Source organism: Hyphomicrobium sp., assembly GCF_036262015.1.
In the GTDB taxonomy this organism is placed as follows: domain Bacteria; phylum Pseudomonadota; class Alphaproteobacteria; order Rhizobiales; family Hyphomicrobiaceae; genus Hyphomicrobium_C.
On the sequence record NZ_DATAJR010000004.1, the window covers coordinates 217,922 to 239,897 of the forward strand.

19 protein-coding genes and 2 pseudogenes are annotated in these 21,976 nt (G+C 55.8%); 14 read left to right on the forward strand and 7 right to left on the reverse strand.

Annotated features, from left to right (window positions below):
• Nucleotides 1-67 precede the first annotated feature (67 nt).
• Together VHO05_RS02050 and VHO05_RS02055 are read right to left on the reverse strand one after the other, a co-directional pair.
• Complete coding sequence (locus VHO05_RS02050) at nt 68-1,084, reverse strand: arginase family protein (protein ID WP_329644946.1); 1,017 nt, start codon at nt 1,082-1,084, stop codon at nt 68-70.
• A 98-nt stretch (nt 1,085-1,182) separates the two neighbouring features.
• Nucleotides 1,183-1,908: a TetR/AcrR family transcriptional regulator gene (locus tag VHO05_RS02055; RefSeq protein ID WP_329644947.1), complete on the reverse strand. Its 726-nt coding sequence runs from the start codon at nt 1,906-1,908 to the stop codon at nt 1,183-1,185.
• Between the two features lie 642 nt (nt 1,909-2,550).
• On the opposite strand from VHO05_RS02055, the gene VHO05_RS02060 reads away from it, so the two are divergent.
• From VHO05_RS02060 to VHO05_RS02075, 4 genes and pseudogenes are all read left to right on the forward strand, one after another.
• Nucleotides 2,551-3,975 (forward strand): cytosine permease, encoded by a 1,425-nt coding sequence (locus VHO05_RS02060; protein WP_329644948.1) that lies wholly within the window; start codon nt 2,551-2,553, stop codon nt 3,973-3,975.
• A gap of 156 nt (nt 3,976-4,131) precedes the next feature.
• Entirely contained in the window at nt 4,132-5,361 is a 1,230-nt protein-coding gene (gene fmdA / locus VHO05_RS02065; RefSeq protein ID WP_329644949.1) for a formamidase, read from the forward strand.
• A gap of 53 nt (nt 5,362-5,414) precedes the next feature.
• The gene (locus VHO05_RS02070; RefSeq protein ID WP_329644950.1) at nt 5,415-5,753 is read left to right on the forward strand and encodes a zinc ribbon domain-containing protein; all 339 of its coding nucleotides are present in this window, start codon (nt 5,415-5,417) and stop codon (nt 5,751-5,753) included.
• 69 nt (nt 5,754-5,822) lie between these two features.
• Nucleotides 5,823-6,167, forward strand: a pseudogene (locus VHO05_RS02075) (DMT family transporter); the annotation flags it as partial.
• Nucleotides 6,168-6,337: 170 nt separating this feature from the next.
• Here the strand turns inward: VHO05_RS02075 and VHO05_RS02080 are convergent.
• Nucleotides 6,338-6,982, reverse strand: coding sequence for a site-specific integrase (locus VHO05_RS02080; RefSeq protein WP_329644951.1), 645 nt, complete (start codon nt 6,980-6,982; stop codon nt 6,338-6,340).
• Nucleotides 6,983-7,215: 233 nt separating this feature from the next.
• On the opposite strand from VHO05_RS02080, the gene VHO05_RS02085 reads away from it, so the two are divergent.
• Nucleotides 7,216-7,548: a GNAT family N-acetyltransferase gene (locus tag VHO05_RS02085; protein WP_329644952.1), complete on the forward strand. Its 333-nt coding sequence runs from the start codon at nt 7,216-7,218 to the stop codon at nt 7,546-7,548.
• 119 nt (nt 7,549-7,667) lie between these two features.
• Here VHO05_RS02085 and VHO05_RS02090 read toward each other — a convergent pair whose 3' ends face one another.
• Nucleotides 7,668-8,018 carry a hypothetical protein gene (locus VHO05_RS02090; protein ID WP_329644953.1) on the reverse strand — a complete coding sequence of 117 codons (351 nt, stop codon included), beginning with the start codon at nt 8,016-8,018 and terminating at the stop codon, nt 7,668-7,670.
• Between the two features lie 391 nt (nt 8,019-8,409).
• Complete coding sequence (locus tag VHO05_RS02095; protein WP_329644954.1) at nt 8,410-10,539, reverse strand: molybdopterin oxidoreductase family protein; 2,130 nt, start codon at nt 10,537-10,539, stop codon at nt 8,410-8,412.
• Nucleotides 10,540-10,719: 180 nt separating this feature from the next.
• Here VHO05_RS02095 and VHO05_RS20190 point away from each other — a divergent pair.
• The 5 genes and pseudogenes from VHO05_RS20190 to VHO05_RS02115 all read left to right on the forward strand — a co-directional run.
• Nucleotides 10,720-11,001 (forward strand): annotated as a pseudogene (locus VHO05_RS20190) (GntR family transcriptional regulator); the annotation flags it as partial.
• Nucleotides 11,002-11,220: 219 nt separating this feature from the next.
• Nucleotides 11,221-12,246 carry a PLP-dependent aminotransferase family protein gene (locus VHO05_RS02100; RefSeq protein WP_329644955.1) on the forward strand — a complete coding sequence of 342 codons (1,026 nt, stop codon included), beginning with the start codon at nt 11,221-11,223 and terminating at the stop codon, nt 12,244-12,246.
• 135 nt (nt 12,247-12,381) lie between these two features.
• Nucleotides 12,382-12,750 (forward strand): nuclear transport factor 2 family protein, encoded by a 369-nt coding sequence (locus VHO05_RS02105; RefSeq protein ID WP_329644956.1) that lies wholly within the window; start codon nt 12,382-12,384, stop codon nt 12,748-12,750.
• Nucleotides 12,751-13,062: 312 nt separating this feature from the next.
• Nucleotides 13,063-13,368: a ferredoxin family protein gene (locus VHO05_RS02110; protein ID WP_329644957.1), complete on the forward strand. Its 306-nt coding sequence runs from the start codon at nt 13,063-13,065 to the stop codon at nt 13,366-13,368.
• A gap of 18 nt (nt 13,369-13,386) precedes the next feature.
• The gene (locus VHO05_RS02115; RefSeq protein ID WP_329644958.1) at nt 13,387-14,817 is read left to right on the forward strand and encodes an NAD(P)-binding protein; all 1,431 of its coding nucleotides are present in this window, start codon (nt 13,387-13,389) and stop codon (nt 14,815-14,817) included.
• A 108-nt stretch (nt 14,818-14,925) separates the two neighbouring features.
• On the opposite strand, the gene VHO05_RS20195 is transcribed toward VHO05_RS02115, so the two are convergent.
• A complete protein-coding gene (locus VHO05_RS20195) occupies nt 14,926-15,309 on the reverse strand; it encodes an ArsR/SmtB family transcription factor (protein WP_414653682.1) in 384 nt (127 codons plus the stop codon).
• A 276-nt stretch (nt 15,310-15,585) separates the two neighbouring features.
• Here VHO05_RS20195 and VHO05_RS02120 point away from each other — a divergent pair, with 276 nt between their 5' ends.
• The gene (locus VHO05_RS02120; protein ID WP_329644959.1) at nt 15,586-17,403 is read left to right on the forward strand and encodes a methanol/ethanol family PQQ-dependent dehydrogenase; all 1,818 of its coding nucleotides are present in this window, start codon (nt 15,586-15,588) and stop codon (nt 17,401-17,403) included.
• Between the two features lie 180 nt (nt 17,404-17,583).
• On the opposite strand, the gene VHO05_RS02125 is transcribed toward VHO05_RS02120, so the two are convergent.
• Nucleotides 17,584-18,006, reverse strand: a complete 423-nt coding sequence (locus tag VHO05_RS02125) for a metalloregulator ArsR/SmtB family transcription factor (RefSeq protein WP_329644960.1) — start codon at nt 18,004-18,006, stop codon at nt 17,584-17,586.
• Between the two features lie 236 nt (nt 18,007-18,242).
• Here VHO05_RS02125 and VHO05_RS02130 point away from each other — a divergent pair, with 236 nt between their 5' ends.
• The 3 genes from VHO05_RS02130 (at nt 18,243) to VHO05_RS02140 (ending at nt 21,960) form a co-directional block, all read left to right on the forward strand.
• Complete coding sequence (locus VHO05_RS02130; protein WP_329644961.1) at nt 18,243-19,370, forward strand: SRPBCC domain-containing protein; 1,128 nt, start codon at nt 18,243-18,245, stop codon at nt 19,368-19,370.
• 259 nt (nt 19,371-19,629) lie between these two features.
• Nucleotides 19,630-21,036, forward strand: coding sequence for an aldehyde dehydrogenase family protein (locus VHO05_RS02135; protein WP_329644962.1), 1,407 nt, complete (start codon nt 19,630-19,632; stop codon nt 21,034-21,036).
• 33 nt (nt 21,037-21,069) lie between these two features.
• Complete coding sequence (locus VHO05_RS02140) at nt 21,070-21,960, forward strand: LysR family transcriptional regulator (RefSeq protein ID WP_329644963.1); 891 nt, start codon at nt 21,070-21,072, stop codon at nt 21,958-21,960.
• Nucleotides 21,961-21,976: the final 16 nt, after the last annotated feature.

A 21,976-nucleotide genomic window follows, 5' to 3' on the forward strand; every position in this document is an offset into this window, starting at 1 on the left:
GTCCAAGAATAGGTTGGGATCATCGCGAACCGGCTTTGGTGGAATGCCGGTCCGCGATAACGCGTCTCTATTTCGCCTTGGATTTGTTCCCCAGCTTATCTGCCATGAGCGAGATCATTTCGAATGCGACGACCATCGCGTTCATGGAAGTAATTTGGTTGGGGTTGTCCTTGATAGGCATCATGCAAACGATGTCGCCGCCGACAATGTCCAACCCGCGGAGGCTTTGCAGAATCCGGATACCATCACCAATTCTCAGACCCGGATAACCTGGCTCAACGTTAGCTACGCCAGGAGCATCCGGCGGATCTAGGACGTCCATGTCAAATGTAATGTAAATCGGAGAGTCGCCGACGCGCTTGCGAATTTCGGCTGCAACGCCCTTCCAGCCGATTTCTTCAACCTCATCCATTCCAATGACCTTGTACCCTAGGTCTTTGGCAGGTTGATCGGACCCCCAAGTTGAGAAGGTCGACTTAATTCCAATTTGCGTAGAGCGATGCGGATCAACGTGGCCTTCAGCTACCGTGTAACTTCCCCAGTGCCCTGCCGACCGCTTGTTGCCGAACCAGTGTGGAAGGTTGTGATAAACGTCCGTGTGCGAATCAAAATGCACGAGCGCAACAGGACGTCCGTTTGTCAACTTGGAGTGAGGACCTGCCACTGCCTTGATCAGGGGGCCCGTGACGCTGTGATCTCCTCCGATTGATACAAGACGCGTTCCCGCATCGTTGAAGCGTCTTGCATAAGCTTCGATGTATTGAACACTGACGTCGTTCACCATCCCTTCGGGCAACGGGACGTCGCCTGCGTCGACAATTTTGGCCAAGTCCCAGGGGGTGATGCCAAAACGTCCGTGGCTGCGCCGGAAAAGTGCCGAGACATTGCGTACAGCAGCCGGCGTGAGATGCTGATCACGTTCGGTAGAACCGTTGCCGGAAGAATGAGGAACGCCCATGACCGCGATGTCGCTTTCTCCCGGCTTATCGTTAAACGGGCAGCGGAAATATGTCTGAATCCCCCACCAGTTCCAGGGCTCCATTTCCCTTTTTGCGCTATCCCAGTCAAAGTCCGGACCAATCATTATTTCACTCCCTTGTATTCACGACGTCTTCGTTCTCCAACTTATTCCGTTGCCACTCTACGCGGCGGAGAAATACGCGTAAAAGCGGTAAGCTTATATTAGGCGTCCTTTTTCAATCCCTTGCCGCCAGCAGACCTTCTGCCCGCAATTTCGTAATACAGAGGGGAGTTCAAATCCCCCTTGTAATGCAAAATTTCACAGATCATTTTCTTAAGGTACTGCATTGCGTCTGCTATTGGGACGCCATGGGACATGAAGCTACTTACGAAAATTCCGTCGATGTGCCTGGATATAAAGGCGCCCATAGCATCCGGGTCATCGCAAACAAAAAAACCCTCCGAAACGCCGGCGCGGATACACGCCGAAAGCGTTTGCTCTTCGAATTGATAATACTCATCTATGAAGCTATCGACAAAAGCAGATCCGGAACTTTTTGCTCCGCAAGCGTTTGAAAACATGATGCGAGTAAGGCTTCGCAACGTGTCTCCCATGTCGACGCTAAGATCGAGATAAGCTGCGAGCAGATTCGCTCCATTGGCGTTGTCGCGCATGATATCGCCATATCTGGAAACCATCCGGTCCAGCGCGTGAAGGACGGAGGATTGAAAAAAAACCTCAGCATTCTTGAAGTAATAATAAATTAGTGAGTGCGCAACGTTCAGCCTCTTAGCGATTAGGGGCACCGTAACATCATCGAGCCTCTCTTCGGCGAAACACGCCAAGGCACCCTCCAAGAGCTCGTCTGCGCGAGCGCCATTATTCAAACAAAGGCGCTGCTTTGCCTTTCTAACCCGTTCCTCAAGGCGTTTAATGTCGCTTGTCATCTTCTGCCCACCGCAATCCCCTCCAGCACCAACGCAAGATGTCCTGATGCCCCTTGGCGCATTTATTCTTGGCATACCTGCCACATTGTATCGATGCAGATCTACACCAATTTGACACGGATGTCAAACAGATGCATCGGTGAAGGAAGGGTAAGAAAAAGTCAAAAAATTCGCTCTCGAAGTCAAAAAAATATCAGCAAAAACAATATGTTAAGAAAAAGAACGAAAATGACATATCCAAAGATAAGGAGTATTTGGCGAAAAAAAATCGACATGTCCGTCAAAAAGATTGACAGACGTGTCAAAGTGGTCTCTCTTCATGGGGCCGGTGTTATGCGCGGACTGCGGATATTCACACGCGATGCGGCGGTGCGAGCGTAATTCCTTTGGTGTGAAATAAAAAAACATACAGCTCGAAGCGCTTAATGCGTGGGCGGTTGAAGGAGGAAGCATGACTACGCCATCCAATTCTGAAGAGGACGAGTTCAAGAGAGAGCTAAATCGCCGACTTCAGATAATTGGTTCTGCGGACTACAATGATCCAGCCATGGCCGACATCAAGACTAGCGAGCTTGTCCTTTGGTACGTGGTGGCAGCGGGTATACTTGCTACCGCTCTAGTTCTTTGGATTGGGGGGCAATAATGGCCAACGCACCAAAGTACACAGGGGCCAGCGCTGCTTTCGGTACGCTTCCGGTCTTGAAGGAGGAACGGGAACTCGGATTTTGGGATCATACCTGGATCAATGTCGGCTTGGCGGTTGCAACCTGGGCCTTCTTGATTGGCGGAAGCACGGCGCTTGTTGTGGGCGCGCATGATGGTTTGTATGCGATCATCATTGGTAACGTGATCAGTATTTCGATAATGGCGGTGAGTGTTTGTCTAGCGCCTGGAAAATATGGAATCGAGCATTACACCATTCTGAGATCGATTTTCGGGGCGCTTGGTGTGGTGCTTCTTGTTGCGTGCCTATTGGTTGTTTTTGGAATTGGTTGGTCGTCGGTGCTGTCCATTATGTTTGGTCGGGCGCTAAGCACCGTAGTCAACGGAATGACTGGAGCGCAAATCGGTGATAACGACTTTCCGGTCACAGCGTTTGCCGTGCTTTCAATTTTCATCTCCTGGCTTTTGCTTTGGAAGGGGCCGACGGCTGTCAAGTGGCTTAACCGCATAGTAGGACCAGGGAAGATCATCCTTTGTGTTGGGCTTATTTTTCTTATTTTTGGTACAAAAACCTGGGAAGAAATTAACACTGCCCCGCCGCTTGCACCTTTTGCGGATCCAAGGGTGAATTTCATGATCGCGGTCGAGTTCAACCTGGCTGCGGGCTTCGGCTATTGGCCGGTACTCGGGAACATCGCCCGGTTCACCCGAACTCCTCGAGCAGCATTATGGCCAAATATGCTGGGAGTATTTGCTGCTGCAGTCATCGGTGAAGTTGTCGGCCTGTTCGCTGCCCTCAGTCTTGGATCTTACGATCCTACTGCGTGGATGATCCCGCTAGGTGGCGTCATCGCCGGGACTGTGGCGTTGCTCTTCATAGGAATTGCAAACATTACCGCGATGGTGAGTATTTTCTACGGTATTTGTCTTGCCATGCGACAGGCCGGGGGGAAGTACTTCGAATCTATTCCGTGGGGTTTTCTAACAGGTGCGCTATTTGTTCCGGTGGCGGTTATTTCGTTCTTTCCGGGACAAGTGTACGACAACTTTTTTATTTTTGTCGCATGGACAGCTGTCGCTTTCGCTCCGCTCTCTGGTGTTGCATTTGTCGACTATCTGATTCTGCGAAAAGGCCGGATTAATGCGCGCAGCTTGTTCTGTGACGATAAGAATTCGGAGTATCGGTTTTGGGGCGGTGTAAATCCGATTTCGTTCCTGTCCCTGATTGGTGGCGCTTTAGTGTATTGGGCGCTGTTTAATCCGCAGACGCTTGATGCTCATGGTCCATTTATCTGGATTAGCGCATCAATTCCGGCATGCATTGTTGCCGGATTGTTGCACTATGTGCTCACAAAAGCGGTCGCGATTCCAAGCGGTCGCGGAGGGTATCCTCCTTCACGGTAATTGATTCAGTGCCGGCCCCGTGAGGTGTCTCTTCACGGGGTCGGAGGCAATTCGCAGGGAGAGCACACGCTATCTTGGCTCTCTAAGGCAGTTGGTGCCGTGCCCAAATGAAAACGCGACGCTATGCCGAAGCGTAAATGCAAATAAGGAAGTGAAATGGCCGATACTATTATTAAAGTCGATCTAAGTCAGTCGCCGTATCAAAACGATATGGTCCACAATCGATGGCATCCGGATATCCCGATGGTTGCTTGGGTTAAGCCGGGTGACGAGTTTATCGTGGAGACTTACGACTGGACAGGTGGATTCATCAAGAATAACGACTCAGCCGATGATGTGCGCGATATAAATTTGACGATTGTGCATTTTCTGTCGGGTCCAATCGGAGTCAAGGGGGCGGAACCCGGCGATCTTTTGGTTGTCGATATCCTCGATATCGGTGCGAAGAAAGATAGCGAGTGGGGATTCAACGGATTCTTCTCGAAGAATAACGGTGGTGGGTTTCTAACGGAGCATTATCCGCACGCTCAGAAATCCATCTGGGACTTCTCTGGAATGTTCACTCGGTCACGGCACGTGCCCGGCGTTAAGTTTCCGGGGTTGATTCACCCGGGGCTTATTGGCTGCCTTCCGGATCCAAAACTACTGAAGACCTGGAACGATAGGGAAATTCCCTTCATCGACAGCCAGCCCGATCGTATTCCGCCCCTTGGAAACAAGCCGTTCGCAGAGACAGCGCATCTCGGAGCCCTCAAGGGAGAAAAGAAAGCAAAGGCAGCTGCCGAGGCAGCCAGAACGGTTCCGCCGCGCGAGCACGGGGGCAATTGCGATATTAAAGACCTGTCACGCGGCTCGCGAGTGTACTTCCCGGTCTATGTTCCGGGTGGCGGCCTATCAATGGGCGATCTGCATTTCAGTCAAGGCGACGGGGAAATCACGTTCTGTGGCGCCATCGAGATGGCGGGATGGCTTCATCTTCGAGTTGAAGTGCTCAAAGACGGCGTAGCGAAATACGGTATCAAGAACCCCATTTTTAAGCCATCGCCGATCAAGCCACGGTATGACGATTACCTCATATTTGAAGGCATCTCGGTTGATGAGCAAGGAAAACAACACTACCTCGACGTTCATGTCGCGTATCGCCAGGCGTGTTTGAACGCAATCGAGTACTTGAAGAAGTTTGGCTACTCGGGAGCGCAGGCATACTCGATACTCGGCACAGCCCCGGTGGAGGGTCATATCTCGGGCGTGGTGGATATCCCGAACGCCTGTGCCACTCTTTGGTTGCCTACAGCAATCTTTGACTTCGACATCAATCCTAGCTCGGCAGGGCCCTCGCGACATATCGACGGCTCGGTCCAGATGCCAATCTCTCCGGATATCTGACAGCGGGATCGAGAGCAGGTCCCACCTGCTCTCGGTCCAAAGGAGTTCTGACGATGCCTGTCTATGATTATGAGTGCGCTTGTCATGGCGTTTTCTCCGCCATCCGCCCCATGAGCGAGTACAACAAACCGTCTCCGTGCCCTGATTGTTCGGAGATGGCACCACGAGTGCTGATATCAGCGCCGTATATGTCGACCATTGGCGCTTCTGTCCGACAGGCTCACGACAGCAATGAGCGTGCAAAGCACGCGCCGATATCATCTGAAGCCTATCGCGCGAAGCATGCAGCGGGCTGCTCATGCTGTAACGGAAATAAAAAGGACAGAGCATTGAAGAATGCTCCGCAGTTGAAAACATTCCCAACTAGACGACCCTGGATGATTAGCCATTGAAGTTCTGTGGCTGGTTTCAAAGCAGATGGAGCTCTCGCCAGCTCGGGGTTGAATTGCGACGTATGTAGAATGGGAGGGCAGGCTATCACAAAGGTTCACGTGGTGACTTGGGTAACTCTAATAGTGGCGGGTTTGCTGGAGGTCGTCTGGGCATTTTCTATGAAGCAATCGGAGGGTTTCACGAAGCTATGGCCATCGCTTGCAACTATTGTTGCAATGCTCCTTAGTTTTGTGCTGCTGGCATGGGCAATGCGTACCCTGCCGCTCGGTACCGCTTACCCTGTCTGGACGGGAATTGGTGCTATTGGAGCTTTTGTGGTCGGGCTTGTATTTCTTGGCGAAGCAGCAAGCGTAGCCCGCATTATGGCGGCTGCATTGATCGTTAGTGGCTTAGTGCTAATGAATGCCTCGAATGGAGCTAGAAGTGAATCTTCGCGTATAGAGAATGGCTCTGTCGACCAAGCTGATAAGGTCAAATCCAACTTCAGTAAGCAGAACCGCCAGTAGGGGCAAAATGCGGGGACAGGGGACGCAAGCGTATGCCAGGTCTCGCCCGTGCCAGAGAGCGGGCCTGTTCACCGATCTCACACGGCGTCTCGGCGATAGAGGACTTTTGAGATCATTCCTTGGTTGCTGATTGTTGGCGCCCTACTAGGGCTTCGAAAGCTTAGCCGTGTCCGCCAGCAGCTCCGCGAGCTGCCCTTGAGGGTCTCGAGCGTGCCCGCTGCCTTCTGTTGTTCGGCGTCGGTCTCCCCCGGCAGCTTGCCAGAAGCCATTGCATTCGCGAGAGCCGTTCCGGTGATGATCTCGGCGAGATGGCTCACCGGGTCGTTGGAAAGATGAGCGTACCTAGCCGTTGTGATCGGCGTGTTGTGGCCGAGCAGCTTGCCGATCACAGGAAGCATACCGCCGCTCATGACGGCGAAGCTTGCGAACGAATGGCACAGATCGTGGATCCGCACATCCGGGATGCCAGCGGCTCGGCGGACCTTGTCCCACGCAGGCTGCAACGATTTAAGATGCTCTCCCTCTAGATGCCCGGTGATGACCCACGGACAATTGGCGATCCGAGGAATCGACTTCAAAGCCTCTATCGATTGATGGTTGAGCACGATCGGTTTCTGGCCGGTCTTGCTATCGGGCAAGAGAAGTAGGCGTCGCTCGAGATCGACGTGTGTCCACTGCAGGGTCAGGATCTCTCCTGGCCGTGCGCCGGTGCCCCACCTCACGAAGGTCGTCCATTTCCAGAATGATGTCTTCCGACATAGACCAGCCCCACGCCTTGCGGCTGGCGGTTGGAAATAGCCGGATTCGCTCAGTTGGCCTGGCATCGGTTCACGGGAGCAGGCCAAACCTAGCCACCGTGTTTCAGCATCTATCGCGCAGTTGTTTACTCGATCAAATGTTGCGGAACCCGGCGTTCTCATCTTCGAAGCATCGACCAAAGAACACAGGGACGTACATGGATGTGAGAAGGATCACTCGGGAGGATTGGCCATGGATCCAGCGCTGGTTCGAGGATGAACGACTCAACAAGGAGCTTGGGCCGCTCGACGAGGCGTGGCTCGACCATGTCCTGCGTGCCGAGGACGGCGTTCAGCTCGTCGCCGTCGAAGACGACGCGCCTGTCGCCGTGATCGGCTGTGTCTGGAGTCCCGAAGCGGGCGGCCTCCACGGGATAACGGATATCGCGGTTCGGCTCGTGTCGCGCGGGACGGGCCTAGGGCCCTGGGCGCTTGCCGCGGTCGTGCGCTGGGACGGCCATCCGCCGGCCGCGCTGGGTCGCCTTCGTTGATCACGAGAGCGAGGCCGCAACACGCTTTCTTCACGGCACTTGCATGGGAATATCGTGGCCTCGACGACGAGATGCATCGCTTCGAACTTCCGGCCACCTGAGCCTGGCGCGACGATCGATCAGCCTTCGGCGTCTTCGGGCGTCGCTGGCCGATCCTTGGCCCAGTAGTGGTCGCGGATGTTCTGGGCATTCCGGATCACAAAGGTGGCGATCTCGGGATCGCCGCCTTCGAAGGTCTCAGGGTCCGCGCCGCACAGGAGCAGGAACAACTGCTGGTGCGCGTGGGAGACAAAATACTCGTAGTCCGGTGGCGGCTCGTCGAGGTCGGCGGCCCTCAATTCTTCGGCCGCCTGTTCGCTGGCCGTCCGGAGCGCCGCGCGGATCGTGGCCATCATGGCCTGATCCACCCGGCCCTGTATTTCCGTATACTGTTTCTCCGCGGGCGTAAGAACGGGGCAGGTCGTGTTCAAGCGTCTCGTCTCCTTGCTGGTCGAGCACCTAATCTGGCACTGGGCATCGGCCGGATCAAGGTCCGTCGGGTTCCGGTTCCGCCTTGCTCGACGAGGTCCAGGCCCGAAGGCCCCCCCCGGCCGCCGCCCCGCTTACCCCTCCTGTTCCATTGGTTTGAGTGGACAATATTCCTCTCGCTCCTCAAACAGGGATTGCGCTGCGGGAAGGCGTGCGAGTGAGGCATCGTCTTGTGTCTCCCTGGCAGTACGCGCGCCAGTAGCTCATCTGGATATTCGATCACCTTTATCCGAGCGCAAGCGAGGACTCGGAGCATGGGCCGGTGACAATGGCGAGACGTCGTGGCGAGGCAACTCCCCCCGCGAGCCATACCCGCGGGGGATACACAGTGTCCTAATTTGCCAGGGCTACTTCGACGAGGTTGTCGGAGAACGATGGGGCATGTCCCATGTCTGTGAATTCCGCCGAGCTGATGCTGTTCACGGTTCCATCGTTGAGCTGACGCCAGTATCCGAGGGTCGCGACCACGATACCAGGATTGACATCGCTTGTTATGCGCGCGACGCCCTTGAAGGCCCCGCGGCTGTTCGACACCTGCACCCGATCACCGTCAATGATGCCGCGAGCTGAGGCATCAGCCGCGTTGATCATGACAAACTGCTCTCCCTGTGCCCTGATTTTCTTGTCCATGTTGGCATAGCAGGAGTTGAGGAAGCCATGGCTCTTCGGAGAAACAATGTTGAGCGGGTACCTCTTTGCGAGCTCAGGATTGGTTGCGGGTGATTCCCTGCCCGGCACGTAGTCGGGAAGTGGATCGAGATCCTCGCCCGGTTGGAAGCCTTCATACATTTGTCTGAAAGGCCCAGCGACGAAGTTCTTGGCGCCTTCGACCAGGAATTCGCATTTCCCTGAGGGAGTTGGAAAATTGCCCTCTCGATGACGTGCGCGATCGTCTTTGGTCCCCACCTTGAGCCGCGCAAAGCCGTGCGATTTGAGGTAGTCGAGAGTTATCCCTTCGCAGGCGGGAGAGTCCCAATCGACATAATGCTGCAAGCATTCAGTGTCGGACCATTTGAAGTTATCCTCCTCGAAACCGAAGCGCGCTGCAAGCCTGCGGAAGATTTCATTGTTTGGTATGGCCTCGCCCGGCGAGACGGCGCACTTGCTATTGTAGGTCAGATGGAGGTGCCCCCATGAGAGGATCATATCCTCCATCTCCGCTCCCATTGAGGCCGGCAAAACGATATCGGCGTAGGAGGCAGTGTCAGAAATAAAGTGCTCGGCAGAAACGAGGAACAGATTCTCTCGCATCAGGCCTTGAACAATTTTGTCGGTCTCGGGGGCCTGCGTGACGGGGTTCGAGTTCCAGCACATCATCGACATGATTGGCGGGTCGAGCTTCATTTCGCCGATCAGCGCGCGTCCAATCTGTAGGTTGTTGACGACGCGCGTACCCTCCGGAATGAGGTCAGGGCGGCAGATGACGTCGAACTTGTAGGGGTGCTCCCAGACCGGGAATTGAGTGACGCCGCCGCCGACATGACGCCACGCGCCGGTCAGGGCGGGGATGCAGGAAACGGCGCGGATTGTCTGACCTCCTCCGTAGTGCCGTTCGAGCGCGACCCCCATGCGGATCGCGGCTGGTTGCGCGGTGGCAAGCTCGTAGGCCAGTTTCCGGATATCCGCGGCGGGAACGCCCGTTATCGCCTCGGCCCATTCCGGGGTACGCGACTTGGCCCGCTCTTTGAGCTCCGCAAAACCCAGTGTGTAGTTGTCAACGTAGTCCTGGTCCACCAGCCCTTGCTCGATGATGGAGTGGATTACCGCCATCGCGAGCGCCCCGTCAGTGCCGGGCTTGGGGCAGATGTGCCAGTCCGCACCTTTTGCCGTTCTGGACGCATAGGCATCGATGACCACGACCTTTGCGCCTTTTGCCTGGGCCTCTTGGACAATGGCCCAATGATGCAGGTTGGTGCTGACGCTGTTGCAGGCCCAAATGACGATGTACTTGGAATGAACGTAGCTTTCCGGATCGAGACCAGCGGTTGGTCCGACCGTCAGGAGCCAAGCGGTGCAGGAACCCTCGCCACAGAACGTGCGCTCGCAGACAGTCGCACCCAGCCTGTTGAAGAACGCGTCTCCACCGTTCAAACCATGCACGAGGCCCTGATGGCCGAGATAGCTATACGGGATGATGGCCTGCGAGCCGTACTTCGCAATGATGTCCTTCCAACGGGTTGTAATTTCGTCCAGCGCTTCGTCCCAGGTTATCCTCTCGAACTTCTTGGCACCCTTCGGGCCAACGCGCCTCAAAGGATAGAGGACCCGATCGGGATGATAGTGGCGTTTCTCGTAGTCCTTCAGCTTTACGCACAAGCCGCCCCGGGTGATCGGGTGATCCGGATTTCCTCGGACGCGTAGCAGAACGCCCTGTTTGTCGACTTCGAACACCATGGAGCAAGTATCTGGGCAGTCGTGGGGGCACCCACCAAAGAACTTCTCGGTTGCGACTTGCTCGTTCATGGGCTCCTCCTGAACCTTCCGCTCTTTTTGGCGAAATCCGCCGTCTTGTTAACATGCGTCAACACTGACGGATTTCCGTGCGGCGTGTAGATCCAAGGTCGAGCGCGCGCCTGAGGCCATCATAAAATTTCCGCGCGTTGGCACCATGCTGAATGGATGATTTGGCGCTAAAGACGGGCGATGAAATGCGTTACTGTTGGTGCCAAGGTTCGTGTCGTGCAATTTCCAGATGAGGGCCCCTTGGAACTTCCTCTGCATCTAAAGCCCGACCTGGATCGAACGCTCCAAGTCCAGATTTTTGAACAAATCCGTCAAATGATCCTGGACGGTCTCCTCAAGCCAGGTATGGCGCTGCCTGCCAGCCGGCTTCTATCCGAACGGTATTCCATCTCTCGCAACACGGCGACCTTGGCTTACGATCGCCTGGCAGCGGAGGGATATGTCGAGTCTCGTGGAACGGCCGGAACCTTCATAAGCTCCACGCTTCCGGATGACATGCTATCCGTACGCAGCGCTCGCCCGCGGTCCAATGGACCTCTTCCGGAAAATGGCGATCCGTTGTTGTGCTTTGCTGGATCCCCGGGGGGCGGGAACAATCGGCCTCGCTTTGATTTCTGGGTGGGCCGTTCCGATCCGGATAGTTTCCCGCTCAGGATTTGGCGGCGATTGATAAATCGCCGGTTGACCCAGGACACGTCGCGCTGTCTGACCGACTACTGCGACCCCGCCGGCCTCCCTGAGCTGAGAGAAGCCATCGCCGCGCATCTTGGCCGAGCGCGCGGCATGGCCGTTACACATGACGAAATCATTGTCACCAATGGCGGTCAGGATGCACTCAATCTGATTTGCAAGCTTGTCGGGCCGGACATCGCGCAGCTGTGCATAGAGAACCCGTGCTATCTCGGCGCTGCGATGCTGTTCAAGAGTGCAGGAAAACCCATCGTTCCGGTCCCCGTCGACGAGGAAGGTATAAAACTCGAGAAGCTCCCCACGAGTCCCCGCAACCTTTTGTATGTTACGCCTTCGCATCAATTTCCGACCGGGGTCACGATGCCGCTCTCCCGCCGCCTGGCGTTGCTTCGATGGGCCGAGGAGACTGACAGCTATATTGTCGAGGACGACTACGACAGCGATTTTCGCTACGATGGCCCGCCGATTACTTCTCTGTCGGGGCTCGGACGCTGCAGGCGCGTGTTCTACATGGGCACGTTTTCGAAGTCAGTTGGTGCCGGCCTCCGCATTGGATACGCGGGGATTCCGCGACTTTATTGGGATGAAGCCCGGCTCCTAAAGGCACAGATGAGCAATGGGCACTCCTGGCTCGATCAAGCCGTGCTCGCCGACTTTCTGACCGAGGGTCATTTCGAGCGGCATCTCCGAAAACTCCGGCAGCTTTACAAAGCGAGACGTGACCGCCTCGCGCACGAGCTTCGATCGAGCTTTCGCGATCCCGATATCAGCGGCGCGGAATGCGGACTGCATTTCATCTGGCGTTTGCCGCCGCACTTTCCCTCTGCACAGAAAATCCAATTTGCCGCGCGGGCAGCGGGCGTCGGCGTGTATGCGCTCCGAAGCGGCGCAGCGTTTGATTTTCGTGAGAATTCCAAAGACGACGTATTGGTGTTCGGCTTCTCCTCACTTGACGAGACGAGCATCCAAGAGGCTATCCGTATATTGAAGGTCACTCTTCAGGACCTCGATGTTTAAACGCATCCTCTCAACGCGAATAGCACTCGGCACCAGGGACGCGTGCTGCGTTGGATCTATGTGCTGGCCGATCCTCGGTCTAATTGCTTTCCTGCCGCACATGAGTGCGTGCAAAGCGAGAATTGGAGTGCACAGATGGGCAAAACGGCCGCTCAGGACTACGACGACATCACCAAGGCTATTCAACCATATCTCGATGGCGCGAAAGCCGGCAAAGGCGATGCGATGAAGCCTGCATTTCACGCTAATGCGACGGTCTACGGCTACCTCGGAGACACGCTTGTGTCAGGTCCGATCAAGCTCATTTACGACTGGGCGGATTCCATCGGACCTGCTCCGAACGTGACGCCGCGCGTTGTTAAGGTCGATGTGGTCGGGACAGCAGCGAGTGCGCGGGTCGAGGTCGACAACTGGCAGAAGCACCGCTTCACCGATGTTTTCAATCTCCTGAAGATTGATGGCAAATGGGTGATCGTGAACAAGATCTTCCATACGCATGAATAGCCTGGAACAGGAGCGCACCTATCAGTGTGCGCTCCTGTCTTTGAAGGGAGGACTCCGGCGTTAAGGGCCGGAAGTCGAGCGCCCCGCGAGAGCTTGAGCTCGACAAACTCGTCTCTCGCAGCCGAGCTACGTCGCAGCATGAATTGGAACCATGCAAATTACGGCGCTGGCTCTTTGCGTCCGTCAGGACGCGCCACATCATACTGCGAAACGCTCACCTCACTACTGAAACAAGAGCGGAGAGGCGCGCGCATCACGTCGCAACCGAGGCCGCGCCACGAGGAAACAAGCTCTCAGCCAAGGATAGGATGCATGCCTCATATTGTGACTGACAATTGCAGCAGATGCCGCTTCACCGATTGTGTATCGCACTGTCCGGTCGCATGCTTCCATGCTGATGAGGAGCGGCTGTACATCGATCCCGATGTCTGCATCGATTGCAGCGCGTGCATCGACGCCTGTCCCGTCCATGCGATCTATGATGTCTTAGACATGCCGGAAGAGTTGGCACCCTGGATCGCCATCAACGCGACTCGCTCAGCGGAGCTTCCGGTTATCCGAGCCCGTGAGGAGCCTTTGGTAACGGCGGCAGCAAGACGCGCCGAGCTTGGTTTTTGATGTCTTTGGAGATGGAACATGCAGGATAGCGAACGCCTCAAGATCGCCATCGTCGGCAGCGGCCCGAGCGGTTTTTATGCTGCGGAAGCGCTGCTCGGATCTGGCTTGGATGTTCAGGTCGATATGTTCGAACGTCTTCCCACACCTTTCGGGTTGGTGCGTAGCGGCGTTGCCCCGGACCACCAAAAACTCAAGCAGCCCATTCGCGTGTTTGAAGCGATCGCCCGCTCGCCACGCTTCAACCTCGTGGGAAACATCACCATTGGCCTGGAGATTTCCGTCGAGGAGCTGCGAAGTGCATACCACGCCGTCATCTTTGCGTGCGGGGCTCAGAAAGATCGACGGATGGACATCCCAGGAGAGGATCTTCAGGGAAGCCATACCGCCACGGAGTTCGTGGGATGGTACAATGGACATCCTGACTACCGCGATCACACATTCGATCTCAATCAAGAGGTCGCAGCCATAGTTGGCCAGGGCAATGTAGCCGCCGATATTTGCCGTATTCTAATGCGGCCCGTCGACGAGCTCAGGAGTAGCGACATAGCAGAGCACGCGCTCGAGGCACTCTCAGAAAGTAAAGTGCGCGAAGTTCATATCATCGGCCGGCGCGGACCAGTGCAGGCAAAGTTTACGACCAAAGAATTGAGAGAAATCGCGAGTCTCACGGGCACTGTGTCCACGATCGAATCCGGGCATCTAGAATTTTCAGACGCATGCAGCTCGGAACTGGCCAGTAACAAAAGCACCGTCGCCCACAAAAATGTGGAAGTGTTTCGTAGCCTGTCTACGAACATCCCCGACGGAAGCCGTCGTCACATTCATTTCCGGTTTCTAGCAAGTCCTGTTGCGGTGCTGGGCGAGGAGCGCGTTGAGAGCCTTCGCCTTGTTCGCAATAGGCTAAGCGGAGATCCCTTCAACCAGAGTGCAATCGCGACCGAGCGCGTCGAGGATCTCTCGTGCGGTTTAGTCTTTCGGAGCATTGGCTACAAGGGCGTCGCAATTCCAGGACTACCCTTCGATCACATCCGCGGTGTCGTGCCAAACAAGGCTGGACGCATTCATGCAAATGGTGCCGTTCTGCCGAGACTGTTCGTGACGGGTTGGCTTAAGCGCGGTCCGAGCGGCATTATTGGAACCAATAGGGCAGATAGCCTAGAGACCGTCCAGGCACTACTGGAGGATCTCTCCACGTTTGCTCCAAGCCGCGCGCCGGGTTTGGATAGCATTCTTCCCATTCTTGAGGGCCGGTCAGCACGAGTGGTTTCGCTCGTTGACTGGCTCGCCATTGATGGAGCTGAGGTTGAGCGGGGGAACAAGGCGGGAAAGCCGCGCGAGAAATTTACGCGGATCGAGGAGATGATTTCGGTCTTGTCGCGCAGAGATGAGAAAGATCTGCAAGAGGACACGTCGAACGTGCACGCGCGCGAATCCGCCTTACAGAATTAGCGGATGCGAAGTGAAAGCGACTGAGTTGAAGACTGATTCCATAGGTCGCGACTTGTATTGCATCTGACGTCAGCGGCGCATGGGCAGCTCAATGCGGCGCTGCCGTCCTCACGATTGGCGCAACGCCCGCCTTCTTGATGGCGAGTTTGGTGAACGGGACGGGATGGGTCGTGAGCGGTCCTGTTCCTCTAGTTTGATGGCATGATTGCGCTGTGCACCCGTAAGGCTTTTTGTCCAGCCGATCAGTGCATCGAGGGCCTCCAATTTGAGACTGCACATGTGGTTTCGCCCTACGAACCGTCGGTGCACAAGCCCAGCCACATGCAGAACCTGAACGTGCCGCGAGATGGCCGTGAGAGAAATCTCGAACTTGGACGTGAGTTCGCTCAGATGGTGAGGCCGCGTTGCGAGAAGCATCAAAATGTCCCGCCGAGTCCTGTGCGCTAGCGCATGAAACAGGGCATCAAGTTCTTTGTTCACGAATTCAACCATATAGCTCAGCAAAGACCTTGTGAAGAGACTTGAGCCTTGATGTGACCACTGGGTTCTGGAGGCCACATAAAAATTTGATCGGCGTAGAATGTGCCCAGCTTAGCCAGCAATTGCTGCGTACTCTTCCTTTCTTTCCCGCACCCACAAGGAAATATTCAACCCAAAGGTTGACAACTTTTCGTGAGCGTATAAAGTCAACCTTGTGGTTGAGTATATGTCTCGCCACTGCGGAATGCCCTCAAAAGGGGCGCCGTGCAAAAAAGTAGGAGGAAGTCTATGAGATTGCGAATGCAAGGCGCAGCATTGGCGATGCTGGGCGTGCTGTCGTCCCAGGCACAAGCCAATGACGATGTGCTGAAGCAGACGGCCGACCAGAAACAGTGGGCCAAACAGGAGGGCGACTATGCGAATACGCGCTACTCCAAGCTCGATCAGATCAACACGTCCAATGTCGGCGATCTGAAAGTCGCCTGGCAGTTTTCGACCGGCGTCCTTCGCGGTCACGAGGGGTCTCCGCTCGTGATCGGCAACATGATGTATATCCATACGCCGTTCCCGAACAACGTCTTCGCGCTCAATCTCGATGATGAAAACAAGATCATCTGGAAGTATTCGCCCAAACAGGATCCCTCGGTCATCGGCATCATGTGCTGTGATACCGTCAATCGTGGTTTGGCCTATGCCGACGGGCGGATCTTCCTACATCAAGCGGACAACGCGCTTGTCGCCCTCGACGCCAAGACCGGCAAAGAGATTTGGAAAGCCCAAAACGGCGATGCCAAGAAAGGCGAGTCTGGCACGATGGCTCCCATCGTTGCCAAGGATAGGGTCATCATCGGCATTTCGGGCGCCGAGTTCGGTGTGCAGGGTCACGTAACGGCCTACGACACGGCGACTGGCAAGCGCGTTTGGCGCGGCTACAACGTCGGCACCGACGATCAGATCCTGTTCGATCCTCAGAAGACGCTGTCGCTCGGCAAGCCGGTCGGCAAGGATTCGTCGATCAAGACCTGGAATGGCGACCAGTGGAAGATCGGCGGCGGCACGGTTTGGGGCTGGTTCTCCTATGATCCAGAGCTGAACCTGGTCTACTACGGCACCGCCAACCCTTCGACGTGGAACCCGGCACAGCGCGCTGGACCGGACGGCAAGCAGATCGACCAGAAGTGGACGATGTCGATCATTGCTCGCAATGTGGACACGGGTATCGCCGCGTGGGCCTACCAGATGACTCCGTTTGACGAGTGGGACTACGACGGCGTCAACGAGAACATTCTGGCCGAACACGAAATCAACGGCAAAAAGCATAAGACGCTGGTTCACTTCGACCGCAACGGCTTCGGCTACACGCTCGATCGGACCAACGGTGAGCTGCTTGTCGCCAAGCCGTACGATCCGGACCTCAACTGGTCGTCTGGCGTTGAAATGGATAAGTCGAAGCCGAACTACGGTCGTCCGACGGTCGTTGCGTCGAAGTCGACGTTCCTCAATGGTCCCGACGTCAATTCGAAGAACATCTGCCCAGCGGCGCTGGGCTTCAAGGATCAGCAGCCAGCTGCCTACTCACCGCTGACCGACCTCTACTACGTCCCGATCAACAACGTCTGCATGGACTACGAACCGTTCAAGGTTTCGTATACGCCGGGCCAGCCGTACGTCGGTGCGACCGTTTCGATGTTCCCGCCCGAGGGTAAGACCAACACAGGGCACGTTATTGCGTGGGACGCCGTGAAGGGCGATATCGTGTTCAGCCACGACGAGCGCTTCTCGGTCTGGTCAGGCGTACTTACGACGGCCGGCGGCATCTTCTGCCACGGCACGCTTGAGGGTTATCTCAAGTGCCGCGATCAGAAGGACGGTAAGGAGCTCTTCAAGCACCGCCTGCCCTCTGGAATCATCGGCAACGTGTTCACTTACGAGCACAAGGGTAAGCAATACCTTGGCGTCTATTCGGGTGTAGGCGGCTGGGCCGGTATCGGCCTCGCAGCAGGCCTTGATAAGCCGACCGATGGTCTCGGTGCCGTCGGTAACTACGCTGGCCTGAAGGACTTCACCTCCCTCGGCGGTGCACTCACAGTATACTCTCTGCCCTAAGCGCTTCCTCCTTGGTTGCCACGGATAGAGAGCCCCTTGGCCGGCACAGCAATGTGCCGGCCATTTTTTGTAGATGATCAGAATGGATGAGGGCGACCGCAAAAATGCACCGGCTCGTGACCGGCGATGTCTTGAATGATAGTCCAGACTTGCAACTCAACAGGCGGCTTCAGCCGGACGCTAGTCGCGTTTTTGTTTTTTCGAGTTCAGCATTGCTTCGAGCTTATTGAGGCGCTCATTCCAAAACAGCTCGTAAGCGCCCAGCCAATGATAGGCGTCACTCAGACCCTTGCTCTTGAGATGCAGTCTGCAGAACGTGCCGACGATCTCGCGCTCGACCAATCCTGCCCGCTCAAGTGTCTTTACGTGCTTGGAGATTGCGTTGAAAGACATGTCAAATGGAGTCACGAGCTCCCCGATGTGGTGGGGGCGCCGTACAAGCATGCCAAGGATTTCCCGCCGAGTAGGATCGGAGAGGGCATGAAAAATCTCGCTGAGATCGGATTTCCGATGTTCAACCATTTTATTTAATTTACAGAGACTCGCGGCGCTGTCAACCGCGCGCGGCAACTCCCTTGAGGTAGCTCCACACTTGCAAAACATGGAAACCGAAGTCTGGCTCCGGGAGAGCAACCCTGTGACTTCTCAACCGACTGGTTGACAGGGGCTTCTCCTTCTCTTTTAGTACGGGAAGAACAAGCAATTGAGTTATCAGGTCATCGCAGAACCTTTGGCAGTAGTTCCCGATTCAGGTGCATTTAGCTGGACGGCTTGTGTGTCCGGCCTGAGTCATCGGTTCGATTGCGTGCGTGGTTCAAAAAGCGTCATAGGATAGCAACATGGCGGCTAGAAAGAACAGCAAAGCTGTTTCGGTTACCATGGTCCGCAAGCTCAACTCTACGCCGGGAGCGGTTTATGCAGCTTGGACGGAGCCATCGCTAGTGGCGCGATGGCTCGCTCCCGGCGCCGACGCCGTTACATCGGTTACGATGGACGTTCGCAAGGGAGGTCGGTATCGGATCGAAGGACGACACGGAGACGGCAGTCTCTATTCGTTTTCCGGAACCTATCTCGATCTCGCTGTGGACCATCGTGTCGCGATGTCCTGGGTGTACGACGGTCCTGTGCATGCACTGAAGAGCGGTGCGTCGATCGTCGTAGCTGAAATCCGGCCGCTTGGATCCGATCTCACCGAGCTGACCCTTACGCACGAGAAGCTCAGCGAGCGCGACGAGGCTGAAATTTATCGCGTGAGTTGGTCCGAATGCATGGGCAAGCTTGAAAACGTCGCAGCTGACCTCCCTCATTCGCGCAAGCACTTTGACGAGCAGCGAGCAACGGACTTCTACTCGGACAGCCAACGGGAGATGCAGGATCGCTTCAAGACGCGCGCTCTTGCGGATCGGCTCGAGGCCGTTCTCGTCCATGATCACCTCAGCGCCTCGGATGCCGCATTCATCGCCTGCCAAAACATGTTCTTCATTGCGACAGCTGATGCCTATGGCCAACCCAACTGCTCCTACAAGGGAGGGGCACGAGGCTTTGTGACGGTCGTCGACGAGCGCACGGTCGCGTTTCCTGATTATAACGGCAACGGTATGCATCTCTCAGTCGGCAACATCAACGAAACAGGGAAAGTTGGGCTCCTATTCATTGATTTCGAGCGGCAGGCGCGTATGCGCGTGCTCGGGACCGCAACCTCCGTGCAAAGGGATCCACTCCTCGCCCGCTATCCGGGCGCTCAGATCATCGTGCGTGTGAACATAGAGTCAGTGTTTTCAAATTGCCCCCGCTACGTCCACAAGATGCGGCTCGTCGAGGAATCCGCTTTCGTGCCGGAGTCAGGTGCCGAGCCCCCGGTGCCGGACTGGAAAAAACTCAACACGGTCGCCGACGTCCTTCCTGATGAGGACAAGAAGCATGCTGGAAACGACATCGACATCAGCAAGACCTTGAACAAAGGCTAGTCGATCCGCCTGGCGGTATTGGAGCAATGACGCAGTTCGTCGACAAGGCGGCCAGCGTCAAGGTCGTGACCCGCGGGACCTAAGTGGGTGCGAACTTGCTATTGTGCTTTGAGGCCCGCGATTGCGCTGTTGTTTCAGCTGCGTGAAGCGGCTTCCCGAGAGAAGTCAGTCATACCTCCTATGAGGCATACTTCATATCTTCAACGCACGCACAGTTGCTAGCGTCTGCGCGCTTACTCAGCTGCGAACGGAGAGTCTGATGCTCGATGATTTCAAGTTGCTCATTGGTGGAAAGCTAGTGGACGGCGATGGTTCGATGGACGTGATCAACCCGGCTACTGAAAAGTCGATTTCACGTTGCCCGCGCGCGTCCAAGGAGCAGTTTGATCTCGCTGTTCGGGCCGCGAAGGCAGCATATCCCGGATGGGGCGCAACGCCGATACCTACTCGTCAGAAAGTCCTTTCAGCAATTGCCGATCAGATCGAGACCAATCGCGAAAACATGGCGCGGCTGCTCACTCTGGAGCAAGGAAAACCACTTTCGGAGGCAACTCTCGAGGTGGGCATCACTGCTGCGTTTTTTCGCTACGCCGCCGATCGGTCCTACGACACCAGAGTTTTGGTCGATAAGGACAACCAGAAAGTAGAGCTACTTCGCCGGCCGCTTGGCGTTGTCGCTGCTATCATTCCGTGGAATTTCCCGCTCATGATACTGGCCTTCAAAATGCCGTTGGCTATGCTGACTGGTAATACCATGGTCGTAAAGCCTGCCGCGACGACACCGCTCGCGACATTGTTCTTTGCACAGCTCATCGCAGATGTTGTCCCGCCCGGCGTTGTTAATGTCGTCACCGATGCCAACGATCTGGGAGACGTGCTCACAAGCCACCCCGATGTGGCCAAAGTCGCCTTCACTGGGTCTACTGCTACCGGCATGAAAGTGATGGCGAATGCGGCCAAAACGATGAAGCGTTTCTCCCTTGAGCTCGGAGGGAACGACGCTGGAATTGTTCTCGATGATGTCGATCCCGCCACCATTGCTCCTGCCATCTTTAAAGGAGCGTTCTTCAATAATGGACAGGTGTGTCTGGCGCTGAAGCGGCTGTACGTTCACGAGTCAAAATATGAAGCCATCTGTACTGAGCTTGCGAAGCTGGCGGATGCCGCATTGGTAGGGGATGGCTTGGAGCAAGGCACAGCTATCGGGCCGCTTCAGAATGCGGTGCAGTACGAAAAGGTCAAAGGCTATCTTGAGGACGCGCGCGAAAACGGTCGCATCGTTGCAGGTGGCGAAGTCCCCGATGGTCCAGGCTACTTTGTTAAGCCGACCATCGTTGCCGACATCGTGGAAGGCGCTAGGCTGGTGGACGAAGAGCAATTTGGCCCCATCCTCCCGGTCCTCAAATTCAAGACTGTCGATGAAGCAGTGAGACGGGCGAACGCCACTAGCTATGGGCTGGGTGCCTCAGTCTGGTCATCCGATCGTTCGCGCGCCAGAGAGATTGCTCTCCGGCTAGAAGCTGGAACCGTTTGGATTAATCAGCATATAGATTTGGCTCCAAACATCCCTCAGGCAGGCACCAAAAGGTCAGGTATCGGTGTCGAGATCGGCGAAGAGGGAATGTTGGAATACACTCAGATTCAGGTCCTCAACGAAGCCATTTGAGACATTGATAAGCGCGAAGCTGGTCGGGAAGAGATGAAGAATATCGACCACCAGCTTCGCCTCTTTCTTGTTATCGCGAGAACTGGCTCACTTTCCGGTGCCGCGGACGTTCTGGAGCTGACGCAGTCCGGCCTAAGCAAGCAGCTTAACAACCTTGAAACGTACATTGGACACCGCCTGTTCGACCGGCACGGGCGAGGCGTCGAATTGACCAGCGCAGGCGAAGTGCTCTTCGAGGCAGCCGCTAAAGCATACGAACTCGTCGACACTACGGTTCAGCGCCTACGAATTGACCAGGGCATTACCGAAGGCCGACTGCGCGTCGCGACCATACACCCTCTGAGCTACTACTTCATGCCGGTCATCCTGGCCAGTTTCATGGCCCAGCGACCGGCCGTGAACGTCAGTCTGTTCGGACGCAGCTCTCCCGAGGTTGTACGTTTGGTCGAAAGATCGCAGGCTGATATCGGCTTCGTGTACGACGAGGCGGTCGCATCGGATGAAGTCGATAGCACGTTCCTCTTCGAAGAGACGATGAACCTCGTCGTACACGTAGAGTCGCCTATCGCGGAAGCGTCTGAAATTGATCTTCGCGATCGCAAACTGCCCCTCGTCGTCTTCCCGCCGCACTATTCACTTCGCCGCATGCTGCAAGCGGAATCTCTCGACGCTCACGCTGCCGCCGAAGTCGAAACACTGGATGCCATGTTGAAGCTTGTATCCCTCACAAAGGGGCAGTGTATTCTTCCAAGTGGCGTGCCCAAATCGGTGCTCGTAGAGCACAGTTTGACGGTCGTCGAAATAGCGGCGCCCTTGTTGCGCAGGCGCGTTGTCGCGATCACACGTCGCGGCCGGCCGACTATGGCACTGGCGACGCTAATGCTTGCTATCGCACGGTCGACTACAGCCGATATGCAGTCATAGCTCCTATTCATCGGCG